Source organism: Pedobacter namyangjuensis (genome assembly GCF_003313325.1).
In the GTDB taxonomy this organism is placed as follows: domain Bacteria; phylum Bacteroidota; class Bacteroidia; order Sphingobacteriales; family Sphingobacteriaceae; genus Pedobacter; species Pedobacter namyangjuensis.
Genome location: NZ_QMHQ01000002.1, coordinates 863,266 through 877,927, shown reverse-complemented (window position 1 = coordinate 877,927; position 14,662 = coordinate 863,266). Strand labels below are relative to the sequence as shown.

General features: G+C 47.3%; 15 protein-coding genes. 11 read left to right on the top strand and 4 right to left on the bottom strand.

Annotation, left to right across the window (positions count from 1 at the left end):
* The first annotated feature begins 313 nt into the window (after positions 1-313).
* The 11 genes from DUT69_RS10980 to DUT69_RS10930 all read left to right on the top strand — a co-directional run bounded on the left by DUT69_RS10980 (position 314) and on the right by DUT69_RS10930 (position 11,118).
* Positions 314-856 (top strand): RNA polymerase sigma factor, encoded by a 543-nt coding sequence (locus DUT69_RS10980; RefSeq protein WP_113653262.1) that lies wholly within the window; start codon positions 314-316, stop codon positions 854-856.
* A gap of 42 nt (positions 857-898) precedes the next feature.
* Positions 899-1,222 (top strand): PAS domain-containing protein, encoded by a 324-nt coding sequence (locus DUT69_RS19565; protein WP_113653261.1) that lies wholly within the window; start codon positions 899-901, stop codon positions 1,220-1,222.
* A 62-nt stretch (positions 1,223-1,284) separates the two neighbouring features.
* A complete protein-coding gene (locus DUT69_RS10970) occupies positions 1,285-1,920 on the top strand; it encodes a sensor histidine kinase (protein ID WP_317047214.1) in 636 nt (211 codons plus the stop codon).
* A 662-nt stretch (positions 1,921-2,582) separates the two neighbouring features.
* Complete coding sequence (locus DUT69_RS10965; RefSeq protein ID WP_162796286.1) at positions 2,583-5,087, top strand: PAS domain-containing sensor histidine kinase; 2,505 nt, start codon at positions 2,583-2,585, stop codon at positions 5,085-5,087.
* A 459-nt stretch (positions 5,088-5,546) separates the two neighbouring features.
* Complete coding sequence (locus DUT69_RS10960) at positions 5,547-5,927, top strand: response regulator (RefSeq protein ID WP_113653258.1); 381 nt, start codon at positions 5,547-5,549, stop codon at positions 5,925-5,927.
* Positions 5,928-6,613: 686 nt separating this feature from the next.
* On the top strand, positions 6,614-7,090 hold the full coding sequence (locus DUT69_RS10955) for a LexA family protein (RefSeq protein ID WP_113653257.1): 477 nt from the start codon (positions 6,614-6,616) through the stop codon (positions 7,088-7,090).
* Positions 7,047-8,324, top strand: a complete 1,278-nt coding sequence (locus DUT69_RS10950) for a Y-family DNA polymerase (RefSeq protein ID WP_113653256.1) — start codon at positions 7,047-7,049, stop codon at positions 8,322-8,324. Before DUT69_RS10955 ends, DUT69_RS10950 begins: the two co-directional genes overlap by 44 nt.
* Positions 8,325-8,381: 57 nt before the next feature.
* Complete coding sequence (locus DUT69_RS10945; RefSeq protein WP_162796285.1) at positions 8,382-8,954, top strand: hypothetical protein; 573 nt, start codon at positions 8,382-8,384, stop codon at positions 8,952-8,954.
* A gap of 87 nt (positions 8,955-9,041) precedes the next feature.
* Positions 9,042-9,845, top strand: a complete 804-nt coding sequence (locus DUT69_RS10940; protein WP_113653254.1) for an SOS response-associated peptidase — start codon at positions 9,042-9,044, stop codon at positions 9,843-9,845.
* 109 nt (positions 9,846-9,954) lie between these two features.
* On the top strand, positions 9,955-10,203 hold the full coding sequence (locus DUT69_RS10935; RefSeq protein WP_113653253.1) for a hypothetical protein: 249 nt from the start codon (positions 9,955-9,957) through the stop codon (positions 10,201-10,203).
* 9 nt (positions 10,204-10,212) lie between these two features.
* Complete coding sequence (locus DUT69_RS10930; RefSeq protein ID WP_113653252.1) at positions 10,213-11,118, top strand: DUF72 domain-containing protein; 906 nt, start codon at positions 10,213-10,215, stop codon at positions 11,116-11,118.
* A 1-nt stretch (position 11,119) separates the two neighbouring features.
* On the opposite strand, the gene DUT69_RS10925 is transcribed toward DUT69_RS10930, so the two are convergent.
* From DUT69_RS10925 to DUT69_RS10905, 4 genes are all read right to left on the bottom strand, one after another.
* Positions 11,120-11,452, bottom strand: coding sequence for an MGMT family protein (locus DUT69_RS10925; protein ID WP_113653251.1), 333 nt, complete (start codon positions 11,450-11,452; stop codon positions 11,120-11,122).
* A 363-nt stretch (positions 11,453-11,815) separates the two neighbouring features.
* Positions 11,816-12,598 carry a hypothetical protein gene (locus tag DUT69_RS10920; RefSeq protein WP_162796284.1) on the bottom strand — a complete coding sequence of 261 codons (783 nt, stop codon included), beginning with the start codon at positions 12,596-12,598 and terminating at the stop codon, positions 11,816-11,818.
* Between the two features lie 110 nt (positions 12,599-12,708).
* On the bottom strand, positions 12,709-13,035 hold the full coding sequence (locus DUT69_RS10915) for a hypothetical protein (RefSeq protein WP_162796283.1): 327 nt from the start codon (positions 13,033-13,035) through the stop codon (positions 12,709-12,711).
* Between the two features lie 808 nt (positions 13,036-13,843).
* The gene (locus DUT69_RS10905) at positions 13,844-14,662 is read right to left on the bottom strand and encodes a helix-turn-helix domain-containing protein (RefSeq protein ID WP_113653247.1); all 819 of its coding nucleotides are present in this window, start codon (positions 14,660-14,662) and stop codon (positions 13,844-13,846) included.

The following is a 14,662-nucleotide window of genomic DNA, read 5'->3' as shown; positions in this document are numbered from 1 at the left end:
GCCAGCAGTCCTGGCTATCGATCTGAATAGGCGCAGTGCCGGAAGAATAGGAAAGTAACTTGTTTGTAACGGTGTGGAAGCCAACAGGTTCAGCAAATTCTTTCACGGGCATGCAGAACACTGCCGGGGTTAGTACAAAAACCGAACCCTAGTGTCTGTTGCAACGTAATTCTCGCTTGCATCAGTGCGTGATATACGGATTTTGTTTTGCCGTCCAACCTTTGCCGGTTTAGAATTGTTTGTTTTGCATAATACTTACTGGTAAGATGCCGGGGAGGATTACTCAAATTGTGGTTTAACTTAATTTGATGCAATGGAGACAATCAACAAGACATTGAACTTCGAAAGCCTTATTGGCCCGTACCATTCAAAATTGAAGGCCTATGCGCTTAATTTCACACATGACGAGGATAGCGCAGCCGATCTGGTCCAGGATACCCTATTAAAAGCCTATAGATACTACGACAAGTTCAAGCCGGAAACAAATTTTAGGGCCTGGCTGTTCACGATAATGAAGAATACCTTTATAAACAACTATAGAAGAAATACACGTGTACAGCGTGTAGTCAGTGTGGAGGAGGAACTTTCCTCGCAGCAGCTGGCCTTCAGTTGTAGCAGGAACAACGGGGAGCTTAAGTTTATCAACGAGGATATTGCAAAGGCTCTAAAGGCTTTGCCAGATAACCTTTATGATCCATTTATGCGCTATTTTGAGGGCTACAAGTACCATGAGATTGCCGAGGAGTTTGATTTGCCCATTGGAACGGTAAAAACCAGGATTCACCATGCACGGCTGCACCTGAAAAAATTCCTAAAGATTTATTCGCAATCCAAAGGAAAACCCGATCAGCCGTAGCACATCGATAGAATAGAGTCCCGGAAATCAACTTACTGTTGACTGGCTAACCGGAGATTCGTTCCGGTTGATCGGGGAAGCCCCCATGTAGAAGATATAATTGGCTATTCGGTGGAAGATGTTCGGAACGATGCCCATATATGGATCAAGGCGATTCATCCCGATGACCTGATTCAAATGCGGGATACCACCCGTGAAATGTTCAGGTCAAAAATACCCGGAAAAAGGGTTTATAGATTCAAACACAAGCACAGGGACGAATACGTGTGGCTGGAAGACTATCTTGTTCCTATAATGGACGATACGGGGTGGATAAAGGAATTCTATGCGTCTGCACATATCCGGGCTAAGGACTGCCGAGCTTGAGCAGGAGCGGCTACTTTTGGAATTGGGCAGAAGGCATGACGAGTTGATGCAGTTCCAGCCATATCGTATCGCACAATCTGCGTTCCCCGGTGGCAAGTATCCTGGGACTAGCAGAACTGTTGAGCGGACAGCCAATGCCGGAGGAATCGTCCCAGACATGTAAATATATCCTGCAGGCAGCCCGATCGATGGACAATCTGCTTAGGGATCTGAACAATGTGCTTTCGGTACGGGCCACGCTTGAAGAGAAAAAACAGATTTTTAGTATCAGGGATGTCGTTTACAACATATCCATCAACCTGAAACGGGAAATTGAGGAAACGAAAACCGAGCTTCACGTGGTAATTGATCAACGGGCCGATGAGCTCAACACTATTAAAAGCTATGTTCAGAGCTCGCTGTACAATTTGGTAAGCAATGCGATCAAATACCGATGCGAGCACCGGAGGCCAATCGTGAAGATTGACGTATCGAAGCGGGACAATCGGACTGTTGTTATTGTCACCGATAATGGCACGGGCATTAATCTTGAAGCACATAAAGATAGGATCTTCTCACTTTACGGCAGACTTCATAGCAACAGGGATGGGCAAGGACTCGGGCTGTACATGACCAAAACGCAGATCGAATCCCTGAATGGAACGATTGCAGTTGAAAGCGAAGTAGGAAAAGGGACCGTCTTTACAATCATCCTATAGTTGAGCGGAATCGAATACTGGATCTGCGGATCCGGTATGCTAGGGTTACTAGGATGATTAATTAGACATGAAGTAGGGATGGACCTCAGCGCGGAATGCCCGCAAATGCAGGCAATTTACCATTTCAGCACGCTTGTCAAAAAAGGAAAAGAATGTACGAAATTAAGGGGACATATGGAAACCTCTTTCAATATCGTAGGGACCAATCCGTGCTCTAAGAGTTGTCGTCCGGGATATGTAGCGGCCAACAATGGAACAATCCGGAAACAGATGGTAGTCTCATAAATATGGCACAAATTACTTTGTTGGCAACTTCAAAATATATTAGTAATTTCCGTTGCTGTTACGGAAACGCGACATTTTTTTATAGCGTCAAGCAGAATAGTGGAACTACTGTTTCTAATATGGTATAGCTTTGTAGCTACTACAATACTTTTTTATAAACAAATTGATCATGGAAGCGTTTAAGCTTGATCATTCAGAGGCCAAATATTAGGTATAATGACAAAACTTATCTACGTCCTTGAGGACGGCGAACAAATCCAGCAAACTGTACGCCCTGTACCGGAGGTAAATCAGGCGCGGTACGCCATTACTGGTGACCAGCATCGAGGTGAGCTATGTTTGCCAGTAAGTTACCCGAAAAACAAAAGCGCTTTCTGATGGAACACTCGAAAAGGCTCAACGCTGCGGCCAAACTTGACATTCTAGAAAAGGTGGAGATGGCAACTGCCATTTATTCGGGAAAGGATATATTCATAGAGTTCGCCAATTCGGCGATGCTTACAGCATGGGGAAAGTGCCCGCAGGTCATTGGCATGGCCCTTAGCGACGCAATTCCTGAGCTGGAAGGCCAGCCCTTCATAGCTATGTTAAAGACAGTATGGGAAACCGGCGTTGATGATGTCGGAGAGGCTATCCCTGCTAAACTTATGTACCAGGGCAGGCTAAAGCTTTTCTATTTTGACTATGCTTATCGGGCGGTAAAAGACGATCAGGGAAAAGTATATGCTCTGCTGCACACTGCTACCGATGTGACCGATAAGGTAAATGGGCTCATAGAGTTGGAGCGTGCTAAAGAGCGGGAGCATATGATTCAGAATCAACTAATGGTCAACGAAAAGCTGTCTGCGACAAATGCGCAACTCTTAGCGGCAAACGAGGAGCTCGAATCACTCAAGATGCGTTTGGAGGGAATGAACAGAGAGCTGCAAGGCCACATACAGTCCCGAACTTTGGCACTCTCCACGTCCGAAAGCCGTTTACGATACCTATTGGCTGATGCGCCGATCGCGATAGCTGTGCTTAGCGGACGCGAACTGGTTGTGGAATCGGCAAACAAAAAGGTGCTTGAAGCCTGGGGTAAAACCGTGGATGTGATCGGCAAGCCACTCCGACTGGCCCTTCCCGAGCTCCCTGGACAGGATTATTTAAGTATACTAGACGATGTCTACGTCACTGGACGACCTTATTACGTTTATGAAGCGAAAGCGTTGATGGAGCATAATGGTAAGGTGGAGGAGGTTTATTCCAATTTCGTATACCAGCCTTTGACAGGATCGGATGGCAAGGTCAATGGCATTATGCTGACTGCACAAATGGTGACCGAGCAGGTTACAAGCAGGCTGAGGGTTCAGCAACTCAACGAGAAGCTAAATGCTATCAATCAAGAATTGCATGAGTCTCAGGAGCGACTAACCGATAAGCACGAAGAGCTCATGCAGAGCGAGAACAGACTAGGCAGGATCCTTAGCGAGCTGCCTGTTCCAGTAGTGGCCTTGCTGGGAAAGGAACATCGGATCGCGACAACAAATTCCGCGCTACTGAGGCTGTGGGACAGGACAGCAGAGGAAGTTGTAGGCAGAACGATGCTGGAGGTATTTCCAGAATTGCAGGGACAGCAATATCCACGGCTTTGGAAAGAGGTCCTGCAAAGCGGAACGCCATTCATGCAACGCGAGGCCCGTGTAGTGTACAAGGATAGAAAAGGGGGAGACAGATCCTTTTATATAGACTATTTCTGCCAGCCCCTTGAAGACGCCAAAGGCCGACGCATAGGGGTAATATCGACAGTGTTTGACGTCACCGACAAGGTTCGCTCCAGAAAAAAGATTGAGGAAACGGAATCTCGTTTAAGGCTAGCTATAGATTCGGCAGCCTTGGGCACTTGGTTCATAGATGTGGATTCAAGGGAATTCCGGATGTCAGCAAAGCTTCGGAAGATTTTCGGACTTCCTACGGATCGAAGGCTAGAACTGGCTGATGCTACGGACAGGATTTTGGAAAGCCACAGAATAGATGTTGTAGACCGTATAGAAAGGGCCATAAATACCGGCGAACATTTCAGTATGGAATATCCCATCAGGGGATCAAGCATTGGGCAGGTGCGATGGGTTCATGCCACGGGTAAAACTTATGGTGGTTTGGGGGAGAGAAGAAATTTTTCTGGCGTAGTTCAGGATATCACGCAAAGAAAGACAGAGGAGCAGCGGAAAGATGATTTTCTGAGTATAGCCAGTCACGAGCTCAAGACACCCGTGACGACCTTGAAAGGGTCACTGCAGATATTGGAACGCAAAAGAAATGATTTGGCTCACCCAATTGTTCCCAAGTTGATCGACCAGGCTATCGTGAGCGTGGAAAAAATCACCGATCTAATTGATGACCTTCTTAATACAACAAGAACTAATGCAGGTCAGCTTCATCTAAACTATTCCGAATTTAGGATATGTGATATGCTGGAACAGTCTTGCCAGCATATCCGATTGGGCGGCAAGCATGATCTAGTCCTCACTGGTGATTTGGAACTCCGGATATGGGCTGACCATGCAAGGATAGATCAGGTAGTTGTCAATTTAGTGAACAATGCTGCCAAATACGCTCCAGAACAGAGAACGATCTATCTGGAGGTTGAAAAACTAAACCAAAATGTTAAGTTATCGGTGCGGGATACCGGGCCGGGAATTCCACAAGACAAGTTGGACAAAATTTTCGACAGGTATTACCGGGTAGACCATGGGGGCGCCCAGTATTCGGGACTGGGACTCGGCTTGTACATAAGCGCCGAAATCATAAAAAGACACGGTGGTGAGATCGGCGTTAAAAGCGAACTTGGAAAGGGTAGTACTTTTTGGTTCACTTTACCTTTTTTAAGAAAGGTTGATTAGCCGGCATTTGGTTTCGACATGATAGCAATATGGGGTGGGTAGTGTATATGGGGAACAAAAGTAGATAGCTATTTTCCGACGTCTTGTTGCCATTTTATCGAGCAAACTGAACTGTGATTGTTGGATAACTTTGCGAGGGCGCGGATTCAAAAAGGAATGTGAAAACTTTAGCTATCGTGATGACCCGATAAGGAATTACAAATATTATTTTCGTGCCGAGTCGTTCCACTATGAAAGCTGAACTGCGCAATATTCAAGGAGAAGCTTTGAGTGCCGATTTTTGTAGACGTTATAGGGTGGAACCCATTCAGTATTCCTTTAGAGCGAATTAATGCTTTGAGCTCTCGGTGGCATTGGTTTTTATTGATAAAAACGGTTTTAACCGCGTGATCGTCCGGTTTGCTAAGGTGATGAAGACTATTTTTTATATTTACAAAAAATAATGACTTAATTTGAATTATGCGGAGAATACTCATTGCAGATGATTATTACGACAATGCCGAAGTTTTGGAAATATTGTTAATCTGGGAAGGTTTCGACACAAAGATAGTTTCCAGCCGGGGAGAACTCCTAATGGAACTAGACTCCTATCGCCCCGATCTTGCGATCATTGATGTCCACTTGGGCGATAGCGATGGCAGGGATATCGCAAAGGAGTTGAAAAATGAACAAAGATATTCAGAGCTTAAGATCATATTGATGACCGCTGGGACGGCATCAGGGCAAGCCGAATTACCTTCGGAATACTGCAATGGATTCTTTAAAAAACCATTCGATCTAGAAAAAATCCTTTATACGATCAGAGGATTGTTAGGTGAGGATAGTGATAATAAACAATGATGGCTAAAGTGGATTTAGGCCCTGGAGCGGATTCAATTCACCCTGCGTTGCCACCCTTGCCCCAATTAATTATAATGCTCTAACTCTCGTGTGGTATAGTTACCCTCCAGACAGGTTTTCCTTTATATCCTGAACACCTAACCCATACTTCTTACGACCAAGTGGATCATGAATGTGAGCTAAAATTTTTAAATCTTCCAAAAATTGGTTTGAACGGCATAAATCATAGAGCACTTAGCGCAGCATAATCAGCGGTTCTAGATTTGATTGTTTTTAATGATACACCATATGCGGTACATAAGGAGATTGATGGGGATGGAACGTCCATCAAAAGAACTGGTGATGGGAAAATAATCGATGCATTCCCAAGTGCCGTCGAAAAATACCTAGTACAAGGTGAGAATTAATTGATTTTCTACCACCTATAAACCTATTATTCTACAACAATTCTCAAGCATTATCCGTTAACGTTGCATTTGCTTGTTTCGACGGGAGTTACCCCAAATATTAGCATTTTCTTAGTGTAGTTTGCAGATACTAGCGCTAGTTCTTGACTGCTGTCGTTAAAAGCCTATTATTTTACACAAATATGGAATATTTGATTTCAAAACTAAAAATGTTAGTATTTTATTGTATTTATACTAATATTATTAGTATAAATTTGTAGCTGTTTAAACTTATGGATTATGAAAGAGCTCACACTTTACGCCAAGGGGGAGGCGCAAACCCTCATACCGCTGTTCAACGAAAGGGTTCATGCCGGTTTTGAAAGCCCTGCGGCCGATTACGAGGAATCCAGGATCGACCTGAACGACTACGTTTCCAAATATCCCGAAGCCACGTTTTTTGCCAGGGTCGAGGGCGACTGCATGATCGGTTCGGGAATATTTCCAGATGATATGCTGGTGGTGGACCGTTCGCTGGACCAGCAGAACGGTGACGTGGTGGTGGGCGAGCTGAACGGGGAATTTGTGCTGCGTTCGTACTTCAGGGACGGCAACCGTGTTTTTCTGATGCCCGACAACAAGCATTATAGGCCAATAGAACTGAACGAAACCACTACCTTCTCTATCTGGGGGGTCGTGCCGCATACGATCTACAACCAAAGGAGGAGGAACAGTGCTCGCATTAATCGATTCGAACAATTTCTACGTCAGCGCTGAACGGGTATTCCAGCCCGAGCTCAACGGCCGCGCCGGATGCGTGCTGTCGAACAATGACGGCTGCGCGATTTCCCGTTCGGACGAGGCGAAGCAGGAACTGGACATAAAGATGGGCACGCCCTATTTTATGATGCGCGAACTGCAGCAGGCGGGAAAGATTTGGTGGCGTTCCTCCAACTATACCCTTTACCAGGACATGATGCGCCGGATTACGGCAATAGTGGCAAGGAGCTTTCCCGACCAGGAGATCTATTCGATCGACGAATGCTTCTGCGACCTTACGGGGCACAAGTACGCGGATCTGGAAAGCGAAGCGGTCGCCCTGCGGGAAAGGATCCTGAAATGGACCGGGGTTCCGGTATGCATCGGCATAGGGCCAACGCGGACGCTTGCAAAGATAGCCAACAAGCTGGCCAAAAAGCAGGGGCGTACCACCGGTGTGTTTCTGATGGATAGCGCCGAAAAGATCTACCAAGCGCTGAAAGATACCGAGGTGGACCAGGTTTGGGGAATCGGACCTGCCTATGCGGTCAAACTGATGCGGGAAGGGATATATACGGCCTACGATTTTATCCGTCTGCCGGAGGATTACGTGCTGAAAACGATGACCATACAGGGACGAAGGACCTATCGTGAGCTTCGTGGCCAGCGCTGCATCCCTATGGAATATGTCCGGGCGGACAAGGAAGGGATTTGCACGGCAAGGAGCTTCGGGGGCTTTGAGACCGAACTGTTGCCGATGGAGGAGGCGCTGGCGACCTATGTGGCCAATGCGGCGCTGAAGCTCAGGTCGCAGGGCTCGGTCTGTTCGAAGCTGTTCGTTTTTGCCCACACCTCAAGGTTTGCGGTGGTGAGCGACCGATACAGTGCCGGACTGGAGGTCAAGCTGGATATGGCCACCGATGATACGGCGGTGCTGATCTCCAATGCGCTTTCGGCGCTAAGGCGTTTTTTCGTTCGGGGATACCGTTACCAGAAAGTGGGCGTGGAGCTCAAGGGCCTCAAACCTGCATCGCAGGTGCAGGCATCCATGTTCGATCAGCTGGGCGACGAAAAAAGGCAGAAAATGAAAAACGCACTGGCAGCAGTGGACAGTATGAACGCCGCCTACGGTAAGGATAAGGTGCGCTACGCGGTGATGGGCTATGAAAAAAAATGGTTCATGCGGCAGCAGTTCCTCTCCCGGAAGTTCACCACCAGGATTTCGGACGTGATCGTGGTAAAGGCAAAATAAAAAAGGATGAAACAGGGCAGGAAAAAAAATGTTAATTTAGGATATAGAATGATGAGTATGCAACAGATAGATGTAGCGCCGATGGACCTGCTTTGCCAAAGGCTGAAGGCAAACTTCCCGGAAATTACCGCCTGCTCGGCAACCACAGGAAACGAATTCTTCTGGGTGACCATTGCGGAAGAAACGAAGGACGCCCCTTTTATGAAGGCCTTCGACCAGTTTGTAAAATCTTATATAGAGGCCTACGGTAACAGGGAGACTGGTTATGGATTCCGCATCGGACGCAGCAACCAGCTGGTGAACATCATATCCTACAATCAGGGACTTGGGTACCTGGTGGACGCAAAGCTCGGCGGAAGGATGCAGAGCCTGTTCGTGGTGGATGTGCAGGGAGCTACCGGTAACTTTACGGTTTTCGACGATGATTTCAATACCGTAGGTTACATGTGGATGAGGGAAGCCGATGCGCAGGGCGCCGAAGGGGATATGGAAGGCGAGCCTCCGCATCCGGATTTCACGGACGGGAGCTTATGGACCGCATCCAACGATATGCTCCGTGCGGTACTTTACCAGATCGTAACGCAGGTCGCTGAGCAGATCAAGGATTCAGGAGGAGCTTGCGATGAATAGCCCTAAGCTTGTCGCGGCATCTTATGGGCCGGAGCAGCTGCCCCTGGAGCGCAATGTTTTTTTTGCTATAGTTAAACCGGTAGGCTGATGTGCGCAAGATATACCCTTACGGCAGAGGAAAAGGAACTGATCAAGCAGGGCAACTATACCATCCAGGGGCCTTATGTCGCCGACCCCAATATTGCGGTGACCGATATTGGCTATGTGGTGACTACAGAAGAGCCATCGGTCGTGCAGCGCATGTTCTGGGGAATCGACAAGTCCTTTGCCTCTTTCAACATCCGAAGCGAAGACGTTATGCAGACGCCCAACTTCAAAAAGCTGCTGGATGCAGGGAACTTCTGTATTATCCTTGCCGACGGTTTTTACGAATCAGAGGAGCTGACAAGGGAGGACAAAAGGCCATGGCGTTTTGTTACCGAGCGAAAGGTGTTCGCTTTTCTGGGCCTGTGGACCGAAGTGCCAAGTACGGTTCCAGGGGAAACCCAGAGACGCTATGCGATCTTTACCTGCAAGGCTAACAAGACCGTTGGGGAAATCCACCCCTATGACCGCATGCCGGTGATTTTGAGCAAAGCGGACGAGGATTTTGTGCTGCGCAGAAAACCGACCGTTGAACAGCTGCTGGCCCTTTGCGTACCCTATCCGGACCGGCTGATGAACCGTTACCGTGTCAGCAAACAGGTGCTGCCTGTCTCCACCAAGGAGAAATGGAACAAATCGATGGAACTGCTGAACGAAGTGCCCGACGAGCCGCGTACGGGCAACCTTTTCGGTGAAGCGATGCCGCCTGCGGATGTTTCGAAAAGAATCTATAAAAATACAGGCAGGAAAAAGCCAAAGGCCGGCGGTCCGAATAATCCGCCACCGGACCTGTTCAATTCCGGGTAATGTTTTTTGCCCGATCGGTTTTATAGATCAAACGATCTGTATTTAGAGTTAGGATCGGTAGGTTGCAGGCCGGTTAAAAGGAAATAAATCATTAGTTTTACCAAAGCATATGGAAGAAAATATCATGGAGCCCTTCGAGGTCAGAGTAACCTTGCAGGGAGAGTCGCAGACCCTTCGCGTAGAACCGGAATCCCCCCAGGAAGACAAGCACCAGTACAGGATCTACAATGATGGCGCATTTCTGGGAACGGTGTGGCCGGACTGCCTGGACCACGGGGTGTGCTGGTTTTCCAGCGATGAAATTGCGGAGGATACCCTGCTTAAAATCGGGGATGCGATCGAAAGGCATGAAAGCTAACCTGGAGAGATGGAGTTTGGAAGAGTTGAACCGGAAGCGATCAAGGATATTGACTTTCTGCTGCCGCCCGATGGAAGGATTACAAGGAATTCACTGAAGGGCATTCCTTCGGCGAAGCCATGCAGGTTCAGTGTTGGAATGGCGAAATGGGGAAGAAAGCAATGGGCCGGTCCGTTCTATCCGCCAGGGACAAAGCAGCGTGATTTTTTGGAGTCGTATGCACGGCGATTGGATTCGATCGAACTCAATGCAACTTTTTTTTCAGTTCCTGGGCCAGAGGAGATAGGCAGATGGAAGCAGCAGGTCGAGGCTTCTGAAAACCGTAACTTTCTGTTCTTTCCAAAGGTTTCAAGAATGATCAGCCACATCAAAAGGTTGCAGGACTGTGATTTACTGACCAGAATGTACCTGGATGCGGTTGCCGGACTGGGGAAATTCGAAGGTCCCTCGCTTCTGCAGCTGGGCGGCAGCTTTGGTCCGAAAGATTTTCAGCACCTGGCCAGCTTTCTGGAGAGCTGGCCAGCAGAAAAGCGCCTTTTTGCGGAAGTCCGTCACCAGGACTGGTTTTCGCAGGAACAGATCCGAATTAAACTTTTTGATCTGCTGGCCAAACTTAATATAGGATCCGCAATGACCGATTCAAGTGGACGCAGGGACTGCCTGCACATGGAACTGCCGACACCGGATCTTTTTGTCCGTTTTGTTGGAAACGGGGGCGGTCATGAAAGGTCGGATTTTGCCAGGGTGGACAACTGGGTGGAAAGGATTTCCGAATGGATGGATAGGGGACTGGAGACGGTAAGTTTCTTCTGCCACCACCACGATGAACAAGATACCTACGCGCTCGCTTCATACGTGACCGAGCAGTTCAATAAAAATCTGGGTGCCGGTCTGCGCGAGATAACTTATTCCTAGGCTAGATCTCCGCTAGCGGATCCCAGAATACTTTGCCGAAGTGCTGGACCTGATCGTCCTTAACGATGATGCCTTCGGCTTCCAGCAGCTGCTCCATTTGTGTTGGGGAATCAAAGTGATGCTTGCCGGTAAGCATTCCATTGCTGTTTACGACGCGGTGGCCGGGTACCCCAAGTCTCGGGTCATGGGCATGGGCCATGGCATTACCGACCATTCTCGAGGAGCTTGAGACGCCCAGCGCCTTTGCAATGGCACCATAGGTCGTAACCCTTCCCTTTGGGATCAGCCTTGCGATCTGGTGGACCTGTTCATAGAAGCTGCTGTCTTTGTACATAAAAGCAAAGTTACTTATTTATTGGGGCTACTGGATTACTGTTCAGTAAAAGCTTACATGCTTTCTTGCCGGAAATCAATGCTTTTGCTGGTACAGGCTTGCACGGAATTATGCAGGAGGGGAAAACGCCAGCAACATATTGATGGAAGAAGAACATTTCACTGCAAAGCATGCGGAAATGCATGAACCAGCATCCATGGCTAGGCTAGAATGACCGAAGGCTTTTTATCACGTACATTTCGGTCAGGTTTTTTTTCCGGGTATGCCTATGATATGAGTCGTTTTGCAGCTCGTCCAGCTATATTTACCAGAACCTATAAATGCCGATCGATGGCTGTCAAACAAAAAAATAATTGCTGTTGGCTATAATTGCTTTGGGTTTTTGTAGGCTATTGAATGCCTGCCCTGGTATGTGCGCAGGTATCTGTCCAGCTTTCTCCTTCCAATGGTCATTCCATCCAGTTCAAAATCAATATAAACGTTATCTGCCCAGTACCTCAAATGGAAAGTACGGTAACGCCCATTGCCGCTGGGAACGATCCTCAGGTCGCGAATCTGCGACCAGCTGCAGAATCCGGAACCGGCGGTTTCCAACCCGTAGGAATTCATGACAAGCTGCGCCTTTCGGTTGATGAGCTGCTTTAAGGACTCGTAAAATAGCCAACCTCCCAAACTGACAAAGAATATTCCTACTACGCACTGCCAGACCAGGCTGGCAAGGGAGCGGTCATGGTCAAGGAAAAAATAGGGCAGTGCGCCAAATCCCAGCGTGATCAGCGCCAGCAGCATTACCCATAGCTTTTTGTACCAGGCAAAATATACCCTGGTTTCGGCGGGAACTTCCGGACGTTCAACAAAAATGTCCTGCGCATCAAATTTTTTTTCGATCCCGAGCCACGCCTGTTTCTGTTCGCCGGTCCAACGCTCAAACTTTCTGATGCCTGCATTTTCTTCATTTGGCATCAGCCATGCGAACTCGGCACGTCTTTTCAGTTCATGGACATTTCTTACCTTGGAAAATGCCCATATCTTCCATCGGGGAACCGCATAAGCACGATAGATCGCTGCCAGAGCTGCGCCAAGCAACAGGATCATGGGGGCGAGCATCATTGCGTACGCATGCCGGGTAATTAAATAGATAGCCATAGCCGGCCCGAACAGCATAAGCAGGCAGGGAAGCAGGATCGTCCTTCGACCCTTAGCTATGGCCTGCTCGACGGTTATATTTTCGGTCTCGTAGTGCACTGGATGAACGATCAATATTTTAGAAAGCAGATTCCGATCAATAGGATGCCTCCGGTATAGAAAAACAGATGGAACCCTTTTTTGATAATGCTTTGCCGGTCGATAACGTACCTGACAGGATTCAGGTCAGGCCTGCCATAGCTTTTATGAAAGCCCACCTGTGCATCAACCATCAGGTTTATAACACCATAGAAAAAATTGAAAAGGGTAAATCCTGCCAGGCTCATCAGGATGATCTTTAGCCAGCTTTCTGAGAAAGCGTTGCCATAGACAGGACGGACCGCGCCAAACCATATTTTGATGGGGTAGATCGCAGCAACAAATATTAAAGGATACATTATTAGGATCCACTTGTTGGACATCTTCCTGTTCAGGAAATAGTAGCAGTAGGTGAAAAGCATAACGTAAAGTATATACCCAGTAATTTTAAGTGCCATAAGCAATAATTGAATAAATCAGCTGTCCTGACTTGCATCAAACAACATCCTGCGGAGCGATATTGTTTAGTGCAAAAAGAGAAATTGGCAGGCCACCTGTTGATAGCCTTGCAAGGGTTCAACTATACCCGGGCGAGATATTAGAGGAACGTGGACAGTTGCTAGGGAAGACCATCCAAGCAGATTTCGATGGCTTATGTCCTAGCGCACCATTTATTTGGCTGGTTCAGCGTAAGGCCCATTCTATAGATTGTTCTCTAGGCTAATTGCTAGTAATAATTTATATGCTGCAAGATCGATTCGTCCCAATACCCTTTTCGATCGCTATCGAATCTATTGCGTTACGATCATAATCTTAACCAACAGAAAGATCCGAATCTTACTGTATTCCCTGCAAAAGGTATAAGTTCAAACGCCCTTGAGCACGAATATCCATTTGCGTCTTTTATGCAGTAGTACATACCATTGATTGCTGGGAAGTTAGTTAAGGAAAATGAGGATGTTTACAGCCCTGTTCCGTTATGGATCTTTAGCAACGCTTAGCGAGGAAAGTAGCATTTGTGGTTTGCCAAATGCCGCTCGCCTTACATCTTCTTTCTATACTACTTGCTACTTGTTGTCTCAGGACAATTTGGTTTATTTGAAATCTACGATTTTAAGCTGAGCAATGAGTAGCATAAATCTGTGCTGTTCACTAAAAGATTGGTAACTATGAAAACCTGGTTAGCTCGGTGGGTGAATAACCGAACTGCTTTTTAAAGGCATAGGAGAAATGGGATAGACTCTCAAAGCCTAGCTCCAAATAAATTGAGGATGGTTTTTTGTTTCTTTTTTCCAATTCATCGTGGGCTGCCGTAAGTCGTTTTTGCTGCAGCCATCGCCTGGGAGACATGCCAAATGATTTTGAAAAATCACGTTTGAAACCGGCAAGGCTCCGCCCGGTCAATTTCGCAAATTTGTCGATCGGGACATTGAACCGGAAATTAGCTAGCATAAACTTTTCCAGATCAATTTTATGCGGCACGGAAAAGTCAAAAAGAAAGGCCTTGAGCTCTGGTTTTCCCAACAGCAGAAGTTCGATTGCCTCTCTCACTTTCAAAATGCTCAACGGGTCGGCAAGTGTCTTGGGATGCTGAACATGGGGAAGCAGCGAGTCGAAAAATCCCTTTAGATAGGCATTTTCTGCTAGACGTATGCTTTTTCTGCCCTGGTAGTTTGCGCTAGTCCCCAGCTGCTTTTCTAGGGCGTACTCGCGAAGTATTTCCTCTTTCAGGATAAACATCAGGGCATTGTACTGCCCGTTGCTTTTTGGCGTCTTGGTGGTTTTTACGAACTGGTGCTTTCTAACCAGGTATACCTCGCCTGGTCTTGCAGTAATCCTATCGCCAGAGGTTTCAAAGGTCATCTCGCCCGAGAGCTGCATCAACAGGACGCTTTCCAAAAGCAGGTTGTCGTATTCGGTGGCCTTTGCCGTAGCCAGGGAATAGACGATGGATTCCGAAAATAGGTTTTCTGTATGCTTTTTCAT